General features: G+C 63.7%; 17 protein-coding genes. 10 read left to right on the top strand and 7 right to left on the bottom strand.

What is annotated here, in order from left to right; genetic code table 11:
• Nucleotides 1-15: 15 nt before the first annotated feature.
• The gene (locus QZY01_RS05840) at nucleotides 16-1710 is read right to left on the bottom strand and encodes an ATP-binding protein (RefSeq protein ID WP_294534519.1); all 1695 of its coding nucleotides are present in this window, start codon (nucleotides 1708-1710) and stop codon (nucleotides 16-18) included.
• A gap of 892 nt (nucleotides 1711-2602) precedes the next feature.
• Here QZY01_RS05840 and QZY01_RS05835 point away from each other — a divergent pair.
• From QZY01_RS05835 to QZY01_RS05810, 6 genes are all read left to right on the top strand, one after another.
• Nucleotides 2603-4156 carry a carboxyl transferase domain-containing protein gene (locus QZY01_RS05835; RefSeq protein ID WP_294534517.1) on the top strand — a complete coding sequence of 518 codons (1554 nt, stop codon included), beginning with the start codon at nucleotides 2603-2605 and terminating at the stop codon, nucleotides 4154-4156.
• 79 nt (nucleotides 4157-4235) lie between these two features.
• Complete coding sequence (locus tag QZY01_RS05830) at nucleotides 4236-4580, top strand: hypothetical protein (protein ID WP_294534515.1); 345 nt, start codon at nucleotides 4236-4238, stop codon at nucleotides 4578-4580.
• Nucleotides 4581-4609: 29 nt separating this feature from the next.
• Complete coding sequence (locus tag QZY01_RS05825) at nucleotides 4610-4993, top strand: biotin/lipoyl-containing protein (RefSeq protein ID WP_294534512.1); 384 nt, start codon at nucleotides 4610-4612, stop codon at nucleotides 4991-4993.
• 112 nt (nucleotides 4994-5105) lie between these two features.
• Nucleotides 5106-5270 (top strand): hypothetical protein, encoded by a 165-nt coding sequence (locus tag QZY01_RS05820; RefSeq protein WP_294534510.1) that lies wholly within the window; start codon nucleotides 5106-5108, stop codon nucleotides 5268-5270.
• A gap of 27 nt (nucleotides 5271-5297) precedes the next feature.
• Nucleotides 5298-6425, top strand: a complete 1128-nt coding sequence (locus tag QZY01_RS05815; RefSeq protein WP_294534508.1) for a sodium ion-translocating decarboxylase subunit beta — start codon at nucleotides 5298-5300, stop codon at nucleotides 6423-6425.
• 436 nt (nucleotides 6426-6861) lie between these two features.
• Nucleotides 6862-8271 (top strand): GntP family permease, encoded by a 1410-nt coding sequence (locus QZY01_RS05810; protein ID WP_294534505.1) that lies wholly within the window; start codon nucleotides 6862-6864, stop codon nucleotides 8269-8271.
• An 84-nt stretch (nucleotides 8272-8355) separates the two neighbouring features.
• Here QZY01_RS05810 and QZY01_RS05805 read toward each other — a convergent pair whose 3' ends face one another.
• The 4 genes from QZY01_RS05805 to pxpB form a co-directional block, all read right to left on the bottom strand.
• Nucleotides 8356-9723: a DUF2252 domain-containing protein gene (locus QZY01_RS05805; protein WP_294534503.1), complete on the bottom strand. Its 1368-nt coding sequence runs from the start codon at nucleotides 9721-9723 to the stop codon at nucleotides 8356-8358.
• A gap of 119 nt (nucleotides 9724-9842) precedes the next feature.
• On the bottom strand, nucleotides 9843-10622 hold the full coding sequence (locus QZY01_RS05800) for a 5-oxoprolinase subunit PxpA (RefSeq protein WP_294534501.1): 780 nt from the start codon (nucleotides 10620-10622) through the stop codon (nucleotides 9843-9845).
• 114 nt (nucleotides 10623-10736) lie between these two features.
• Nucleotides 10737-11744 (bottom strand): hypothetical protein, encoded by a 1008-nt coding sequence (locus QZY01_RS05795; protein ID WP_294534499.1) that lies wholly within the window; start codon nucleotides 11742-11744, stop codon nucleotides 10737-10739.
• A complete protein-coding gene (gene pxpB / locus QZY01_RS05790; RefSeq protein WP_294534497.1) occupies nucleotides 11732-12490 on the bottom strand; it encodes a 5-oxoprolinase subunit PxpB in 759 nt (252 codons plus the stop codon). The genes QZY01_RS05795 and pxpB overlap by 13 nt, the downstream gene beginning before the upstream one ends.
• Before the next feature lie 248 nt (nucleotides 12491-12738).
• Here pxpB and QZY01_RS05785 point away from each other — a divergent pair, with 248 nt between their 5' ends.
• From QZY01_RS05785 to QZY01_RS05775, 3 genes are read left to right on the top strand one after another with little or no spacing between them, the layout of a single operon-like run.
• The gene (locus QZY01_RS05785) at nucleotides 12739-13239 is read left to right on the top strand and encodes an SRPBCC family protein (protein ID WP_294534495.1); all 501 of its coding nucleotides are present in this window, start codon (nucleotides 12739-12741) and stop codon (nucleotides 13237-13239) included.
• Entirely contained in the window at nucleotides 13239-14732 is a 1494-nt protein-coding gene (locus QZY01_RS05780; RefSeq protein ID WP_294534492.1) for a HAMP domain-containing sensor histidine kinase, read from the top strand. The genes QZY01_RS05785 and QZY01_RS05780 overlap by 1 nt, the downstream gene beginning before the upstream one ends.
• On the top strand, nucleotides 14729-15457 hold the full coding sequence (locus QZY01_RS05775) for a response regulator transcription factor (protein ID WP_294534490.1): 729 nt from the start codon (nucleotides 14729-14731) through the stop codon (nucleotides 15455-15457). The genes QZY01_RS05780 and QZY01_RS05775 overlap by 4 nt, the downstream gene beginning before the upstream one ends.
• A gap of 575 nt (nucleotides 15458-16032) precedes the next feature.
• Here the strand turns inward: QZY01_RS05775 and QZY01_RS05770 are convergent.
• Nucleotides 16033-17565 carry a malonyl-CoA synthase gene (locus QZY01_RS05770; RefSeq protein ID WP_294534487.1) on the bottom strand — a complete coding sequence of 511 codons (1533 nt, stop codon included), beginning with the start codon at nucleotides 17563-17565 and terminating at the stop codon, nucleotides 16033-16035.
• A 247-nt stretch (nucleotides 17566-17812) separates the two neighbouring features.
• On the opposite strand from QZY01_RS05770, the gene QZY01_RS05765 reads away from it, so the two are divergent.
• Entirely contained in the window at nucleotides 17813-18529 is a 717-nt protein-coding gene (locus QZY01_RS05765) for a CBS domain-containing protein (RefSeq protein ID WP_294534485.1), read from the top strand.
• A gap of 178 nt (nucleotides 18530-18707) precedes the next feature.
• Here QZY01_RS05765 and QZY01_RS05760 read toward each other — a convergent pair.
• Nucleotides 18708-18943: hypothetical protein (locus tag QZY01_RS05760; RefSeq protein ID WP_294534483.1), on the bottom strand; the 236-nt coding region annotated here is incomplete at its 5' end.

The following is an 18943-nucleotide window of genomic DNA, read 5'->3' as shown; positions in this document are numbered from 1 at the left end:
GGTCTCGCATGCGGATCAACTGGATATTTGCCTGCGGATCGCGCCGATGGCCAGTTCGAGCAGATCGTCGAGATCTTCGGCCGCCGTCGATAAAGCTTCCGGGCTGATCGCCCGCTGAATATGCTCGGGACTCCATTGCAACGGCTTGCTTTCCTTGGCAAGCGCCAGGATGAGCGCGCGCAGGATGCGTCGGACGTAAAAAAACTCGGCGGTCCGCGCGATCGTCTTCTCGTCGGCGAAACCCAGATCCGCGATCGAGCAGGCTTTGCGCAACGCGGTTGTGAAGGAGTCGACGGAGTCGTAAAGCATGTTGATGAAGATCTGCCCGGTTTCCGGATAATAGACGGCGGCGCGTCCCTCAAGCCAGCGGTCGCGGACATCGACCGCCTCGAACAGCAGCACCGGTTGAATGCCGCAGACATCGACGACGGCGCGCGCGAAGCTCCCCGGACGCGCGGCGTCTTCGCCATCGTCGGCAAGCGGGCGCGCGGCTTTTGGCGGGACGAATTCGGCGCGGCGCACGAGCCCTGTGAGTTCGAAAGTCAACATCTGCGCCTCGTTGTCGAACTCATGTTCGCGCTCCTGTTGCGCGAGTTCGCGCACCCATTGCGGTCGGTTCGCCATGACGAGGCGGGCGAAGTCGCTGGCGCGCACATTGGCCTGGGTACTGGAGCGGTATTTGAGGAATTGCCGGTACATTTCCGGGAGAACATCGAAATTCAACGGCAATTCGACGATGACGGTGAGGTGACGCGATCCAAAGGTCACGCCGTAACGCGGGGCTTCGTAAAACCAGGCCGAGCCGCGCTGCACGTCGTAAAGTTCTCCCTTCCAGCTGAGCGCGACCAGCGCGGTGGTCGGATGGATGGCGCCGTCGCTCGATTTGTTCTCCCAGGACCTTTCGGGATGGGCCGGGTCGTGGATGAAATGGATCTTTATGCCGCGTTCCGCCGCGACGGCCTCATGCCGGGCGTAAGCGTCCAGGCGGCCGGCGAGGGGACGGAACTCCGCAATGTCGCCAAACCACTGGAGACCCGGTTCGATCAAGGTTCTGACATCGTCGGGCGTGCGGAAATAGCGCAGGAACAGCGAATCCGGAACCCAGAATTTGTCGACTTTCGGCTCGCCATCGTATGGATTTTCGCACGTATCCTGATCGGGTCTCATCCCGAGCAGGACGACCTCGGTCCAATCGAATTCAAGCTTTTCTCCGGCAGCGACCGCTTGCGAGGAAACGTCCATGACTTCCACTTTGCGGCCGATCGCCGAAACGTCATGGCCTTTGTCGGCGTCGCGCCGAATCCGGCCATAGACGCCATCGCGATTGCCGAGGGTGACTTCAAAGGCGCGCCCCTGCGTGCAGGACCGGAAGCGAACGCCAAGATGATTGGAGGGCAGCGAGGCGACTTTGGCGCCAATGCCAAAATTCCGGTCGAGACCCTTCAACTTGCCGATCGACGACGAAAGGTCGCACATCGCGTAAAGGGAGCCCGGATCCATGCCGGGGCCGGTATTCCAGATACGAAGCTTGCGGACGCCATCGACCTCGACCGCGCCGATCCGAACGACCTTGTCGCCCTCGGCGATCGCCGCCGCGTCTATGGCGTTCTGGTAGATTTCGCGGAGCATCATGACCTTCGGGCAGCGATCGATAATGCTCGCGACCAGAAACTCCTCGTCATCGACCACCAGCTTCGATACGCCCGACATCGGCCCACACCCCAACAGCGATCGTCCCGACATTTTGCTGTCGGGAACGACTCGTTATGCCGTCGGCCTCTGCTTCCGACGCGTCGGAAGCCATAGTCCGGCAGCAAGGACAGGCGTCCATCGACGCCCTGACGGCGCCCGCCGGCGCCGCTCCATTCGCAGACAATACCACCGGTCCTTTTCAAGGGCCGACAGTATTATCTCCCAAAAGCGAAATTTGAAAATCCGATCGTCACCCTAACGTGAAAACGCAACAGAATCAAGAAAGTCGAGCCTGCTTCCCGATGAGTTCCGCAGGATAATCCCGCGCCGGTCGAGACCACCGGTCACTGTCCCCTGACGCAGGCCCGCCGAGGCGCCGGTTACCGCGTGCGCCTGACGCAGGGCCGATGACGCGCGACCGCGGCGCCAGAACTCGCGGCGATATTGAACGTTCCCCTATCTGCCGGCGCGAGTGCGCGCAAGTCCAAAAAATGCCGCCATCGGGCGCAACGGCCCAGCGGCGAACTTAAACATAACGGATAAGTCCGAGACGGGTGACAAGCCGTGCCGCCGCAGTGTAGGATCGGTCATGGCGAATGTGGCCTCGTGGAAACGGCGCGGTTTGGAGTAGACAGGTCAACCCTGCGCTGTATCAGATGTTCATTCGCCATCGGGCAACTTGCCGCGCCTGACCGGGATTGCCGACTGATCAAACAAGATCAGCCGCTTGCAAGATCAAGCCGGGGCAGGCGCCACGAGTGGTCTACGAGTCCGACGCGGGGGTTTCGTGTCGTTTTGAAGCGCGATGGCCGACTTTGCTGCTGCGAACTGGCCTGAAGGTTTAACCCGATGATGTTTGCTCCTGCGTCCGCTGCGGCGCCGCGAGCGACAACGGACGAGCGGTGACGGAATGACGCAATTAGTCGAACTGCTTGAAGATATGCGCCGCCGCCGCGAGGAAATCCTGGCGGGAGGCGGAACCGACAAGTTGGAGCAGCGCCACGCCAAGGGATTGATGACGGCGCGCGACCGGCTCGACGCGCTGTTCGAGCAGAACACGTTCCAGGAAATCGGCGCGCATGTCCGCCACTCCGCCCGCCATTTCGGCATGGAAAAAAAGGTTCTCCCCGCCGATGGCGTCGTCGGCGGCACAGGCTATGTCGATGGCCGGCCGGTCGCCGCGTTCAGCCAGGACTTCACGGTCGCCGGCGGCTCGCTCGGCAAGATGCACGCCAAGAAGATCGTGATGGTGATGCAGCAGGCCGGAAAATTCGGCGTGCCGATCGTCGCCTTCAAGGATTCCGCCGGCGCGCGGATTCAGGAAGGCGTCGACGCTCTGTCGGGCTATGGCGACGTGTTCTATCAGAATGTGCTGTTCTCGGGCGTCGTGCCGCAGATCGCTGTGGTGTGCGGTCCCTGCGCGGGCGGCGCGGCTTATTCTCCGGCGCTGATGGACTTCATCGTCATGACGGAGAAGAACGCGCACATGTTCATCACCGGGCCGGAAGTCATCAAGGCGGTGACCGGGAAAGCTGTGACGATGGACGAAGTGGGCGGCGCCCACATGCATGCGGCCGTCTCGGGGAACGTTCATTTTCTCGCCGCGGACGACGCCGCCGCGGTCGATATCGTCAAACAGCTTCTCTCCTACCTGCCGTCCAACAATTCCCAGGATCCGCCCCACCGGCCGGTTACGGAGCTTTCGATCGACGAGGACGAGGGCATAAGGGATCTCGTTCCCGACGATCCGCAAAGCCCGATGGACGTGCGCGGCATCATCGCGCGCATCGTCGATCCGGGCCAGTTCCTTGAGGTGCACCGCTCGTTCGCCGAGAATCTCATCGTCGGTTTCGCGCGGATCGAGGGCTTTGTGGTCGGGCTCATCGCCAACCAGCCGGCGGTCAGGGCCGGCGCGCTGGACATGGACGCTTCCGACAAGGGCGCTCGTTTCATCCGTTTCTGCAACGCCTTCAATATCCCGCTCGTCACGCTGGTGGATGTGCCCGGCTTCATGCCCGGCATCGAACAGGAGCGCGGCGGCATCATCCGCCACGGCGCCAAGCTGTTGTTCGCCTACGCCTCTTCGACCGTGCCGAAAGTGACGGTCATTCTGCGCAAGGCCTATGGCGGATCCTACCTCGCGATGTGCAGCCAGGAACTGGGCGCCGATTTCGTCTATGCCTGGCCCACCGCCGAGATCGCCGTCATGGGCGCCGGGGGCGCGATCAATATTCTTTACACCAAGGAGCTGAAGGAGGCGCCGGACCGCAAGGCCAAGGCGGCCGAACTCACCGCCGCCTATCGCGCGGAATTCGCCTCGCCGTATATTTCGGCCGCCAACGGCTACATCACCGACGTGATCGATCCGGCGGTGACGCGCTCGACCATCGCCCTGTCGCTCGCCAAGGCGCTGTCGAAACGGGAAACGCGGCCGCCGAAGAAGCACGGCAATATTCCGCTTTAGAACTCTTCGTGTCTTGACGCCAACCGCGTTCCACTTCGCTTGAAAAAGCTTTCATCAGACGGCATGGGGAGGACGAGCGATGACCTTCAATACGCTGACGACGATCTTCGCCGTGCTTGCCGGCGGGGCATTGCTGTGGTGGGGCATTCTCAAGCTCGGAAAATTCTTGCAGTGGGTCGAGCGGTCGGAGATCGAACGGCAGGCGGCCGAAGCCGCGGCGAAAAAAAGCAGCAAGGCGCCGGCGCCCAAACTCGCGCTCGCATCGCTCCACGGCGCCATTCCCGCCGCCCACCTCGCGGCCATCGCGGCGGCCGTCGGCGCCATCGGAGGCGTCCACGCCATTGTCCATATATCCCTGGCGGGAACCGCGAACTGGGCGTCCGAGGGACGCCGGTTGCAGCAGACGTCGCATCGACCGCATTGATTTAGATTTCTTCGAACAGGAGCGACCCCGTGCATAGGAAGTTCAGGATCACTGTCGATGGCCATGCCTACGACGTTGTTGTCGAGGAGATCGCTTCCGACGCGCCGCATGGGGCGCCGGTCGCGCACCAACCGGCGGCCGTCGCCGTCGCAGCGGCGGCGCCTTCGGCGCCTGCCGCCGCGCTGCGCCCGGTCGCGGGCGCGGGCGCCGAGGTCGCGCCGCTCGCCGGCGTCGTCATCTCGATCGACGTGGCCGTCGGCCAGACGATCGATGTCGGCGCCAAGATCGCGACGATCGAAGCGATGAAGATGAAGACGGAGGTCTTCGCCAAGGGCGCGGGCCGCGTGGCGTCGATCGCGGTCGGGCCGGGCGATGCGGTGGACACCGGCGGCGTCCTTCTTACCCTCGGCTAAGGCGTGTTCGCGGAACTTCGGTTCACCGCACGCGCGTTAAAAGTTTTTACGCGTCTTTTTCAAGCGAACCGGAATCCGCTTCGCGCGAAAACGCTCCAACGGAGTCGCCAGCATGACGATGCCTGACACAGTCTACGGCGCGGTCCTGATCAGCTTCATCGACTTCTTCCTGTCGATGCTGATCATCTCCGGGATCGGAGTTGTCCTTGCGCTTTTCCCGCTGCTGAACCGGCTGGGCCGGATCGACGACGCCACCTTGCGCAAGAGCCAACACTGAGCTGACGCCGCAGCGGGAGTACGCGCCTTGGACGAAATACTGGCATTTACACGCGCGTTGATGGATCAGACCGGCCTCGCCCATTTCTGGTGGGGCAATCTGGTGATGATCGTGATCGGCTGCGTCGCGATCTATCTGGCGATCTCCAAGCGTTACGAACCGCTGCTGCTGGTCGGAATCGGCTTCTCCTGCATTATCTCCAATGTGCCGGGTTCGGACCTGATTCTGCCGGGCGGCCTGTTTTATTACGCCTATCAGGGCGTCGCCCTGCTCATCGTGCCGCCGCTGATCTTTTTCGGCGTCGGCGCCATGACCGATTTCGCGCCGATGATCGCCAATCCGAAACTGGTCATTCTGGGCGCCGCCGCGCATCTCGGCATTTTCGTCGCGCTGATCGGCGCGAAACTGCTCGGCTTCACCTTGAGCGAGTCCGGCGCGATCGGCATCATCGGCGGCGCCGACGGGCCGATGGCGATTTTCGTGACGATGAAACTCGCGCCCCATCTCCTGCCGCAGGTCTCCGTCGCGGCCTATTCCTACATGGCGCTGATGCCGTTGATCCAGCCGCCGGTGATGAAGCTGCTGACGACGCGCAAGGAGCGGCTGATCCGCATGAAACAGTCCCGCCAGGTGACGCGACTCGAAAAAATCGTGTTTCCGATCGTCATCGGCATCATCGTCAACCTGTTCTTCCCGCCCGTGGCGCCGCTCATCACCATGCTGATGCTCGGCAACCTGTTCCGCGAATCGCTGGTCGTCGATCGTCTCGCCAAGACGGCGGCCAACGACCTGATGAACGTCATCATCATCATCCTGACGGTGGCCATCGGCTCGACCATGTCGGCCGACCGGTTCCTGACCGTCGATACGCTGTTGATCGTCCTGCTCGGCCTCGTCGCCTTTGTCTTCGGCACCGCCTCCGGCGTCGTCGGCGCCAAGGTCATGAACCTGTTCCTGAAAGAGAAGATCAATCCGCTGCTGGGTTCGGCGGGCATCGCTTCGGTGCCGATCGCCGCGCGCGTCAGCCATATCGTGGCGCTCAGCGAGGACAAGGAAAACTATCTGATCTACCACGCCATGGGACCCAATCTCGCCGGCGTGTTCGGCACGGCCATTTCGGGCGGAATCATGCTCGCGCTGATCGGAGTCAAATGAGGCGGAAGATGGCTCGACTCCCCCGTCGGGCTTGATCCGCCTCCAGCTTGCGCGGCGGTAGACGGCGGCCTCGACCAGGCTAGGCGGGGGGCCCGTGATTTTAACGCTCTGGCGCGTTATCTCCGGCTTGAGTCCGACCTTCCGCATTGGCGCGCCGCCGCTTCCGGCAAAACCGATGGCGCCCCGCGCCCCATGCAACCCGACGGCCGCGAAGCGCTTTCGGCGCTGCGGGCGGACCGGGTTGCGTCACGCCGCAAACAAAAAGCGCCTGAGCCAGCGGCGGCGGTTCGGCGCTTGTCGCCCAAACCGAAAAATTTTCTGCGTTTGGCGACGCGAGAGGGATCGTCCCGACGCAAAAATGGTTTACAACTGAATCGTCGAAACGCCGGAGCAGAGCCTGCATCCGGCGATTGCATAATCTTCCGGGGGAAATGCCATGGACCTGCTGATTGTCGTAGGTGCGCTCTGCTTTTTGATGTTCGTCGCCTACCGCGGCTTTTCGGTCATTCTGTTCGCGCCCGTCGCGGCGCTGGGCGCCGTGCTCCTCACCGATCCCGCCGCCGTGCCGGCCGCCTTCACCAGCCTGTTCATGGACAAGATGGTCGGCTTCGCCAAGCTCTATTTCCCGGTCTTCCTGCTGGGCGCGGTGTTCGGCAAGGTCATCGAGCTTTCCGGCTTTTCCAAATCCATCGTCGCCGCGGTGATCGGCGTCGTCGGGTCGCAACGGGCCATGCTCGCCATCGTGCTGGTCTGCGCCGTGCTGACCTACGGCGGCGTGTCGCTGTTCGTCGTGGTTTTCGCCGCCTATCCTTTCGCGGCGGAAATGTTTCGCGCCGGCAATATTCCCAAGCGGCTGATTCCCGGCACCATCGCGCTGGGCGCCTTTTCCTTCACCATGGATTCGCTGCCTTTCAGCCCGCAGATCCAGAACATCATCCCGACCACCTATTTCAAGACCACCAATGGCGCCGCGCCGATTCTCGGCGTGCTCGGTTCGATCTTCATCCTCATCATCGGCATGAGCTATCTCGAATGGCGCCGCCGTCAGGCTGCCGTCTCCGGCGAGGGCTATGGCGAAAACCATATCAACGAACCGGCGCCGGTCGACGTCACCCATCTTCCACCCGCCGCCATCGCCTTTCTTCCGCTCATCGTCGTGTTCGTGGTCAACCTGATCCTGGGCGGCTTTCCGGGCCTGTTCACCGGCGTGATCGACGCCTCCTACGGGACCAATTATGATCTGAAACTCGCGATGGATCATGTCATCGCCACGCCGATCACGCCGATCCGCGCGGTCTGGGCGGTCGAAGGCGCGCTGCTGGCCGGCATTCTGACGGTCTTCATCTTCGCCTTCGGCAAATTGAGTTCTACCTTCGCGGAAGGCAGCAAGGCGGCGGTCGGCGGCGCGCTGCTGGCGGCAATGAACACGGCTTCCGAATATGGCTTCGGCGCCGTCATCGCGGCCTTGCCGGGATTTCTCGCCATCAAGGAAGCCTTGCGGGCCATCCCCAATCCGCTGGTCAACGAGGCCATCACCGTCACGACGCTCGCCGGCATCACCGGTTCGGCTTCGGGCGGCATGTCGATCGCGCTGGCCGCGATGTCCGAGCAATTCATCACGGCGGCCAAGGCGGCGGGCATTCCGATGGAAGTGCTGCACCGCGTCGCCTCGATGGCCTCGGGCGGCATGGACACCTTGCCGCACAATGGCGCGGTCATCACCCTGCTGGCGGTGACCGGCCTGACCCACAAGCTTTCCTACCGGGACATTTTCGCGGTGACCATCATCAAGACCACGGCGGTGTTCTTCATCATCGCGGTCTATTACACCACCGGACTGGTGTGAACGAAAACAGCGCGTCGCCGGCCCCGCCCTCGGTTTCGGCCGGCGGCGGGGCCGGCTTTTTTTTGGACCCCGCCGGCGTTCTTCTCAAACCCCGCCGGGGGCCGTTTTCTTCGTTGGCGGAAAGGCCGCCGCCCAGGCGGCGTGGTCGGCCTCGTTCCTCTGCTCATAGGCCTGGGCGAAATCGGCGATCGCCTCGTCGAAGGCGCTGCTGTCGCCCATATAGCCGGAGATCAGCGCCGGATCGCCGGTGCGGGCATGGGCGCGGGCCAATGTCCGTCCGCATAGCCGCGCATAATCGGCCAGGGCATGCGTCCCGGCAATGTCGGCGATTCCGGCGAGCCGTCGGTTTTTCAGGATGCGGACGTAAAATTCGCGGCCGGTTTCGTCGGATTGCGTCCAGCCGAGGAAAATATCGCTCGCCGCCTGTAACATGCGCTGGCCCTCGACCACGCGGCGGCCCTGATGGCCATCAAAGGCGAGCTTTTCGTCGAGCGCCTCCAGCACCGAACGGTTGGCCTCCTTGACTTGCAGGAACATCGGCTCCTCGTCGCCGCTCATGAACAGGCCGACGTAGCAATAAGTGCCGATCGAACCGACGCCGACGGCCTTGAACGCGAAATCCTTGAGCTCATAACGGTCGTAAAGCACGGCGACTTCGGGCGCCATGGTGGCGCGATATCGGGCGAAGCCCTGCTGCACATCGAACCCCCTGGCGGCGTCGGAGCCGGCGGCGAAATGAAAAATGCGCGGCGCCTTGTCATGGATGACGGGAGCGCCGGATTCGGCCAGCCTCGGGAAATTATCGTCCTTGTCGAGCCCCTGGCCGCGCGCCCGCGCCATGATCTCCAACATTTTCTTGCGCATCGCCGCATTGCGGAATTTTTTGGTTTCCTGCTCCAGATCGATCCGGCTGTGCCAGACTTCGAGCGGCGTGAGATAGGTAGCCGCCTCCATCCGCTTGCGATAGGCGCGCACCGTGGCGGCGGCGAGTTCGTGGCGATGCGATTTCGATGCGCCTTGCGCGGCGGCGGCCACCGCGATGCTGGTCGCCAGCCGCTTGACGTCGACGGTGAAGTCGACATTCGCCAGCGTCTCATCGAAATCGTTGATGTTGAAAAGAATATTGTCTTCCGGCGTGACAAAGGCGCCGAAATTCATCAAATGGCAATCGCCGCAGGCCTGGACCCGCGCGCCGACCATCGGCTGCCATTGCAGGTCATGCGCCATCACCGCCGCCGCGCCGCGCAGATAGCCGAACGGGTCCTCGGCCATCGCTTGCCGCCGCGTCTCCAGGAGCGCCGGCAGCCGCGTCGCGTTCTGCGCTTCGACAATGGCGTTGGCGTCGCGATCCATCGGCCCGACCAGATGCCCATGGGCGGCGCGCGGCGACAGTTTGCGCAAGCCCTTGCCCTGTTGCAACCGGTCGGCGCGCGAGGCGAGGAAAGCGGTCATGGCAGGCTCCTGGAGCATATTCCCAAAAAATTGGAGACTTTTTGGACAAGAATATGCGGTGACAAAAATGAGCTGGGCGTCAAGAAACAACGCAAGGATCGTCTTATGCAAGGTCTTGTCTATGCGAACAAGCCGGGGAGGGGACTCAAACCATAATTCGCCGCCAGTTTTTCGCGCAGTATTCGCGCCGTGGTCACGGCGGCGGGGCCGTCGCCGTGGAGGCAGATGCTGTGAATGGGCGTGGGCAGGATTTTGCCGTGGCGCGAGACGATTCCGCCCGCCGCCAGCATGGCTTCGACATGGGCGAGACAGCGCTGCGCGTCATCCAACACGGCTCCGGGAAACGCGCGCGGGGTCAGCGTCGCGTCGTCCTCATAGGTCCGGTCGGCGAAAATTTCCGCCGCGACCGCGAGCCCCGCCGCCGCGCCGGCCTCGGCAAGCAGCGACAAGGCTGGCGCAAGCAGGATCAGTCCTGTGTCAAAGGCTTTGATCGCACCGACAATGGTCGCGGCGAGGGCGCGGTCACGGCAGGCGTCGTTGCTGAGCGCGCCATGCGGCTTGACATGGGAAAGGCGGGCGCCTTGTTCGCGCGCGAAAGCATCGAGCGCGCCGATCTGGTAAAGCACATAGGCGTAAATCTCGTCGGACGAACAGCGCAGCGAGCGGCGCCCGAAACCCTGCAGGTCGGGATAGGCCGGATGGGCCCCGACACTGACGCCGGCGGCGAGCGCCGCCGCGACGGTCTGGCGCATCGTCACCGGATCGCCGGCGTGAAAACCGCAGGCGAGGCTCGCCGATTGCACCAGCGGCAGCAGGCTCGCGTCGTCGCCCATGCGCCAGGCGCCATAGCTCTCGCCGAGATCGGCGTTGAGATTGAGTTTTTTGGCGGAGGAGGTCATGGGCTACCGTTCATGGCTTCGCAAAAACAGCGCCGTCATTGCGAGGAGCGAAGCGACGAAGCAATCCAGTAGCCTCAGGGACTGTAATTGCCTGACGGGCTGAAAAGAACGGCCTCATTTCCCCGAAATCGCGCCGCTGATCAGATTCTCGCTCCATAATTTGCCGCAGTCCCAACTCTCGCCATCCGGCGCGACGGCGGCGCGCCATCGCGCGAAATTTTCGCGCAGATCCTGTCGCGCCTGCGTCGCCTGCCGGTGATCGACCGGCGTGAAACCCATCATTTCGCCGGGGGCGAAATGCGCCAGCCGCCCGAGATCGGCGCCGATGACGCAACCGATCTTGGCATAGCCGCCGGAAGTCTGGCAATCGGCGCGCAACACGATCGGCTGGCCGTCGCCGGGAACCTGAATCGCTCCCGGCGTCGCGCCGTCGGAGACGATATTGGCGCCGGCGGGACCATGGGCGAGGCGCGGCCCTGAAAGCCGCATTCCCATGCGGTCGCTGTCGGCGCCGACGCGCCAGTCCGAAGCTTCGAAAAGCGCCAGCGACCGGAGCGCGAAATTTTGAACCTGCGGGCCGGGGATGAAACGGATTTTTCCTTGCGCGTGGCTGAACGGCGGGGCGGAAAGACCGGCGCCGTCGCCTTGCGCGCAGGCAAGAGCGTCGCCATGTTCGAGCGTGCGGCCGCCCAATCCGCCAAAGCCGCCGCGCAGAAAGGTCGAACGCGCGCCGAGAATTTCCGGAACATCGAGGCCGCCGGAAAAGCCGAGATAGGCGGGGCTGCGCGACAGGCGCAACGCCACCACATCGCCGTCGCGCAAAACCAGACCGCGCCAGCCGGCGATTTTTTCCTCCGCACCGTCGGCGCGCGTCAATACGCCGCTCAGGTCGCCGGCAAGGCCGAGCCGCAGCGGACCCTGCTCGACGCGCAGGGTCGGCGCGGCGAGCAGCAGTTCCAGCCCGGCGGCATTTTCCGGCGCGCCCGCCAGCGCATTGGCGGCGGCGAGGAAGAAAGGATCGAGCGCGCCGCTGAGCGGAACGCCGAGCGCCCGGAAATTCCGGCGTCCGAAATCCTGCACGGCGACGCCGGCGCCGGCGCGTTCGACCCTCAGTCGCGCCATGAGCCAGCCTCGGTCAACAGGCGCGCGTCGAAACCGCCGCCGCTCCATTCGCGTTCAAGCCTTAGGAAAGCAGCGCGGTCGATTTCGCGCCAGCGCACAAGGTCGCCCGCCGCCAGCAGCGCCGGCCGCGCCGTCCGGCCGGGATCGAACAGGGGCGCCGGGGTGCGGCCGATCAGCCGCCAGCCGCCGGGACTGGCGAAAGGATAGGCGGCGCACATCCCGTCGGCCACGGCCAGCGAGCGCGCCGGCACGTTTTTGCGCGGCGTTTCGAGTCGCGGCGCCGATAGCCCTTCGGGCAGGCCGCCGAGATAGGCGAAGCCGGGCTGGAAACCGAGCATGTAGACTTCAAAAACCAGCGTCGAAAATTGCGCCATATAGGCGTCCGGCGTCAGGCCGCGCCATTGCGCCGTCTCCGCGAGATCGGGCGCGAAATCGGCGTCGCGGCAGAACGGAATTTCAAACAGCGCGCCGGGTTTTTCCTCCGGCCGGGACTCGCGCGACAGATTTGCAAGATATTCGGCAAGAGCCGCGAAAGCGATGCGGTCGGGATCGTACCAGACCGTCGCCGAGGCGAAGGCGGGCGCCCATTCCTCGATGGCTTCCGGGCGCGGGCCGGCCTCAAGCGCCGCACAAAAATGTTTTACCCGCGCATGGGTTTGCGCGTCGATCCGGTCGCCGAACACCACGGTCAGCGCGGCGTCGCCGAGCGCCTGAACCTTCACATCGGCGTTGCGGAGGTGCGACATCTGGAAGCGGCCCCGGAAAAAACCATTCTCAAGCGACAAGAATCCACGGCTCACGTCGAGCGATCGCCGGGTATCAAAATCGGCGCCCCGGCCCGACGGCACGGGATCGCCAACGGCCTTGAACAAATAACTTACATTATTTTGCTGTTTTTTTCCGCCAGTCATGGCCCAATGGCGATCCGCGCGCCGGAAACGCATAAACAGGCGAGGCCTGGCCGCCGCGCGTGAAAAAAAACCTGGAGGAAAGAATGAAAGCGCATTTTCTGGCGACGGCCCTGCTTGCCGCCGCGACCCTGACCGCTGCCGCCGCCGGGAAGGAAACGGTGACCGAATCGGTCAAGATCGATGCGCCGCCGGCCAAGGTCTGGGCGCGGATCGGCCATTTCGGCGATCTTTCCTGGCATCCCGCGATCAAGAAATCCGAGGCTTCGAACGGCGAAGCGCAGGATTCGCAGCGCCGCCTCGATCTCGGCGGTCCGGCGCTGTGGGAGGCGCTGATCAGCCACAGCGACGCCGAGCGCAAATATACCTATCGCATCCTCGACAACGCCGAAAACCAGAAACTTCTGCCGGTTTCCCATTATGTCGCGACCATTGAGGTCAAGCCATCCGGACAGGGCAGCGAGGTGGTCTGGGTCGGAACTTTCGAGCCGGCCGCCGGCGCCACCGCCGAAGCCGCGAAAAAGGCCATCGCCGGGGTCTATCGCGGCGGCCTCGACAATCTGGCCAAGGCGCTTGCAACCAACTGATGGATTTCGGCGTCAGCAAACCTGAGCGCCCGAAACCGGCTCACCCGAGCGAAAAATGGGCGGCGACGGCGCGACAGGCTCTGCTTTACGCGCTGCCGCTGGCCTTTGTCGCTCTCATCGCCGGGCAATGGCTTGACGCCGATTTCGTCATGTTGCGCGACAGCGAGCAGCAGCAGTCGGCGCAAATGGCCGATGAACTTGGCGCGACCGGCGCGAGCGCGGTCGCGGAAATCAGCGCGGTCGCCTGGGCGGATATCGCGCGGGCCGAAGCCGACCAGCCGCATTCCGCGTCGCGGCTCTGGCAGGTGGTCTATGGCTACAACCTCAATCTGCTGATCCTGCAACGCAAGGGCGAGCGCACGGTTTTTCCGCCCGAAGACCCTCTCGCCATGCCGAAAATGTGGGAGGAGAAATTGCGCGCCCTGTCGGATGTAGCGGACCTGTTGCGCGACGGCGACCAGTTGAACGGCTGGTTCCCCCATATTTCCGGCGAATATTATTTCGAATGCCGCCGCTCTGGCGCGGGCGCGACGCGCGTTGAAAATTGCATCGCGCTGAGCAGCAAGCAGATTTTCCCGGCGCTTTTCGTCGCCCTCGACGTCAAGGCCAACCGGATGCCGAACGGATCGTTTCGCCTGCGCGATCCATTCGACCGCGTGGTCTGGCGCCACGGCGCATCGACGGCGAGCCACCAGGCGTTCATGCTCAGCGGCGCCTTGCATAATTGGGTGGTGGAAATCGCCGGCGCGCCCGCGCCGCGACGCGGCGCGCTGGGGCGGCTGGCCCTGGCGGCGCCGCTGGCGCTGTTCTGGCTGTTGCTGGTCTTTCAGGCGCGTCGCGCACAAAACGCGCTGCGGGCGGAAATTTCCGCGCGCGCCGACCTCGCCACCCGGCTGTCGCACGATTTGCGCACGCCACTGGCCAACCTGAAGCTTTACGCCGAACTGATTTCGCGCAAGGCGGGCGGGCCGGAAGTCGATCGCTATTGTGCGGTGCTGATGGAAGAAATCGACCGGCTCGACGTGCTCGCCGGCGAGACGATTTTTAAAAACGACGCCTTTTCGCGGCTTGAGCCCAAGAAATCCGCCGCCGATCCGGGCCGCCTCGCCAAAAGCATTCTGGCGCGCTATCAAAACCTGCTGGCGGCCTCCGGTTCGCACTGCGAACTCGAATGCGCCGTCGATAAATCTCTTTGTTTCGACGCCAATGCTTTCGAGCGTATCCTGATCAACCTCATCGACAATGCGCGCAAATATGCGCCCGGACGCATTTGCGTGACGATCGGCTGGGAAGACGGAATGCTGTCGATGGCGGTGCGCGATTTTGGCGGCGGCGCGCCGTCGCCGTCGCAGGGCGGCTCCCATGGTTTGGGACTGGCGATCGTCGGGGAATTGACGCGGGCCAATGGCGGCGGCTTTTCCCTGAGCGGCGCCGATCCCGGCCTTTGCGCGCGGGCGACGATCCGCGCCGAAGCTGAGGGGAAGGGGCGTTGAGGATTCTGATCGCTGAAGACGACGTCAACCTGCGCGCCGGCCTGGTCGATCTGCTGACGCTGGAGGGTTTCGTCTGTATCGTCGCCGAGGACGGCGAGGCGGCGTGGAGCGCCTTTGTCGAACAGGCGCCGGCGCTGTGCCTGCTCGACGTGATGATGCCGCGACTCGACGGGCTCGACCTGTGCCGCCGCATCCGCGCCCGGGATTCGCTCGTTCCCATCCTGCTGCTTTCCGCGCGCGGCGCGGAAATCGAACGCGTCATCGGCCTCGAAATCGGCGCCGACGACTATATCTCCAAGCCGTTTTCCGCGCGGGAACTGGTGGCGCGGATCAAGGCCGGCCTGCGCCGGGCCAAGGCGGCGCAGCCGGCGGAAAAGGCGGGTCCCGCCGAGGAGGCCGGGCGCTTCCGCATGGGCGACCTCGACATCGATCCGGCGGCGTTGCGCGCCCGGCGGTTTGGGCAAAAGGGCGACGGCCAGACCATCGATCTGGCGCCGCGCGAACTCGCCATCCTTCAGGCCTTGCGCGAGCGCAAGGGCAAGGCGGTAACGCGCGACGAATTGTTCGATCTCGCCTGGGGCCGCGATTACATGCCCAACAGCCGCGCGCTCGACCAATATGTCTCGGTGCTGCGGCGCAAGATCGAGATCGACCCGGCGCGTCCGCGCATCGTCACCACCGTCCATGGCGTCGGCTACCGCTATGACGAAGAAAATGGAACCTGACAGAAATCTTGCATAATTCTCGCCTTCGACTGACGCAATTTTTGCCACGGCGACGTAGAACACTTATGGTGGTGGCGAGCGGCGCGGCGGCTTTCGTTGCATCGCCCGCGTCGCCGCGCGAATTAAATTTACCTTACGGGAGATCGAGCATGACCTGGACCGCGCCTGAAGCCTGCGAAGTTTGCGTCGGAATGGAAGTCACGAGCTATATGTCCGCCGAAATCTGAGCCGGCGCGACAAACACCGGGATCGAAGCCGGGCCGCTTTCCTTGCCGAAAGCGGCCCGTTTTTTATTTGGCGAAGCTTTTGAACCCCGGCCCCTCATGGTGAGAAAGACTCCGTCAGGGGTCGCAAGACGCCTGACGGAGGCTGTCTCGAACCATGGGCAGCCTGCGAAATCTTTCGAGCGGCGCGGCTTGAACGCCCGGGTCACGATGCCCTCGCCCTTCGAGACGCCTGCCGAAGCAGGCTCCTCAGGGTGAGGGGAATATTGTTTAATTTAAGAGTGTTATGAAGGTTTTTCGTTACGTGGCGAAGCGGCCTTCACCCTGGGCTGAGCCCATATGCGGGGTCCTTCACCCGCCATATTTTTCGCGCAAGACATTCTTCTGCACCTTGCCCATGGCGTTGCGCGGCAGGTCCTGGACGAAGAAAATGGTCTTCGGCCATTTGAATTTCGCCAGCCGGTCGGTCAATGCGGCGCGGATAGCGGCCTCGTCGATCGCGGCGCCGGTTTCGCGCACGATGATGGCGGCGACCGATTCGCCGAAATCGGCGTCGGGGACGCCAATCACGGCGCTTTCGACGACGCCGTCGATTGCGTCGATCTCGGTCTCGATTTCCTTCGGATAGATGTTGAGGCCGCCGGAAATAATCAGGTCCTTGCCGCGTCCGACGATGCGCACATAGCCATTTTCGTCGATCTGGCCGAGATCGCCGGTGATGAAGAAACCATCGGAGCGAAATTCGCTCGCGGTTTTCTCCGGCATCAGCCAATAGCCCGGAAAGACATTGGGGCCTTTCACCTCGATCATGCCGATGGTTTCCCGCGGCAGCAGGGCGCCGGTTTGCGGGTCGGCGATGCGCAACGCGACGCCGGGCAGGGCGGGGCCGACGGTTCCGGCGATGCGCGCGCCGTCATAGGGGTTCGACGTGTTCATCATCGTCTCGGTCATGCCGTAGCGCTCGAGAATGGCGTGGCCGGTGCGCTCGAACCAGGCGCGATGGGCCTCGGCGAGCAGAGGCGCGGAGCCGGAGACGAACAGCCGCATCGCCGCGCAGGCTTCCCGCGTCAGTCCGGGCTCGGCGAGCAGGCGGCTGTAAAAGGTCGGAACCCCCATCATCACCGTGCCGCGCAGAAAACCGTCGCGCTTTTCCTGCATCGCGGCGAGAACGTCCGCCGCGTCGAATTTGGGCTGGAAGTTCATCGAGGCGCCGGACAGCAGCACGCAATGGGTCGCCACGAACAGGCCATGGGCGTGATAGACCGGCAAGGCGTGGATCAGCACGTCATGCGAAGTGAATTTCCAGCAATCGACCAGCGTGAGCGCATTGGCGGCGAGATTGTCGTGCGACAGCATGGCGCCTTTCGAGCGCCCTGTGGTGCCGGAAGTATAGAGGATGGCGGCCAGATCGTCGGCGCCGCGCGCAAATGTGTCGAAATTTTGCGGGCTGTAGAAGGCGAGTTCGAAAACCTCGCCGCATTCCTGTCCCTCCCGGCCGGCGCCATGGGTCGCGAGGCGGACCCCGGACCCGGCGGCGGCCCCGGAGAGGGCGTCGCGCCGCTCCGGGTCGCAGATCAGGATTTTTGGCCGCGCGTCGGAGAGGAAATAGCCAACCTCATGCGGCGTATAGGCGGTGTTGAGCGGCAGGAACACGGCACCGGCGCGCAGACAGGCGAGGTAGAGCAACACAAAGGCCGGCGATTTCTCCATCTGGACGGCGACCCGGTCGCCCGGTTCGACGCCGAGCGCCGTCAAAGCATGGGCATATCGCGCGCTGGCCGACAGCATCTGCCGATAGCGGATCGACAGGCCTTCCGGCGTCTGGATGAAAATCCTGTCCGGAGCGGCGATTTTCGCCACGATGAGATCGAACAGATGATTCAAACCTGGACCCCGACAAACCCTTCGAGTATCGACAAACCATTCGAGTATAAAGACTTTTCGGCGTCCGACTCCATCTTTCCGCGAGCGGGGAGAGCGAACCGGTCCTGCTGAACCCATGGCCGCGCCGCCTTTAAAATAAATGCACTTTGGCGCCTACTTCCTTGATCCGCGTCAAGGTTTGGACGCGGAATGGGATTAAGCTGCACTCCTTGCGCATGGACAGGCTCTCGAAAACGGAGTGAAGGCGATGCTCGCGTCGGAAATCATGACCCGTGAAGTCAAGACGATCGGCCCCGACGCGACCATCGACGAGGCCATCGCGATTTTGCTGGCGGCGCGTGTTTCCGGCATGCCGGTGGTTGACGCCACGGGGCGGCTGGTCGGCGTGGTCAGCGAGGGCGATTTCCTGCATCGCGCCGAAATCGGCGCCGCCAAGCGCAAGCCGCGCTGGATCGAATTCCTGCTCGGTCCCGGCGAGATCGCCGAATCCTACGTGCTGAGCCATGGCCGCAAGGTGCGGGAAGTGATGACCCGCGACGTGGTGTCGGTCGAGGCGTCGACGCCGCTGACCGAACTCGGCGAGATCATGGAGAAGCGCCGGATCAAGCGCCTGCCGGTGGTCAGCGGCGAACATCTGGTCGGCATCATCACCCGCTCCGATCTGTTGCGCGCGCTGTCGGCGGCCTTCGCCGCCCGGCCGGCCCCGACTTCGGCCGAATGCACCGACGCCGCCATCCTGGGCCGGCTGCTGGCGGAATTGAACACGCAAGGGTTCGCCTCGCCGCGCACGCTCGACGTCACCGTGGACCAGGGCGTGGTCACCTTGAGAGGCGAGATATTCGACGAGCGGCAGCGCCAGGCACTGATCGTCGCCGCCGAAAATATCGGCGGCGTCAGCAAGGTCGTCGATGAACTGGTGTGGATCGAGCCTTTTTCCGGCATGACCATCGGCAAGACCGGTTAGAATAGTTCGAGCCTGTCCGGTTAACGCGGACGCCCCTCGCGATATTTGGGCTTGGGGAAGAGCGAGACAGACACCGCCAGATCGACCGGAATCGGCTCGAACGCGTCATTCAAGCTCTGCTCGCAATGGCCTGTGCAACGTCGTCAGCGGACATTCCCGGCTTCGGTCGAACGCGTATTCATGACCCATTGGAGACCTTCGCCTGCCGTTGAGCGACGCTCTCTGGACGCCACGAAACGGCAACATTCGCCACTTTGGCGGAGACCGTTTTGTCGCCGAATTTCGACCCGAAGGCCGAAGTCTCGTCCTCTAAAGTCGACGCCGCGACCGGACGTCCGCAGCCGCCGCCGCTCAGGCGACCGCCGCCGGGCTCGGTCTTGTCTGGCGGCGGCCAAGAAAGCCGACGCCCGCGAG

The sequence above is a fragment of the uncultured Rhodoblastus sp. genome, from assembly GCF_903903185.1.
GTDB lineage: Bacteria > Pseudomonadota > Alphaproteobacteria > Rhizobiales > Beijerinckiaceae > Rhodoblastus.
The sequence above is the reverse complement of the archived record's forward strand: the minus strand, read 5'-3'. Positions and strand labels throughout refer to the sequence as shown.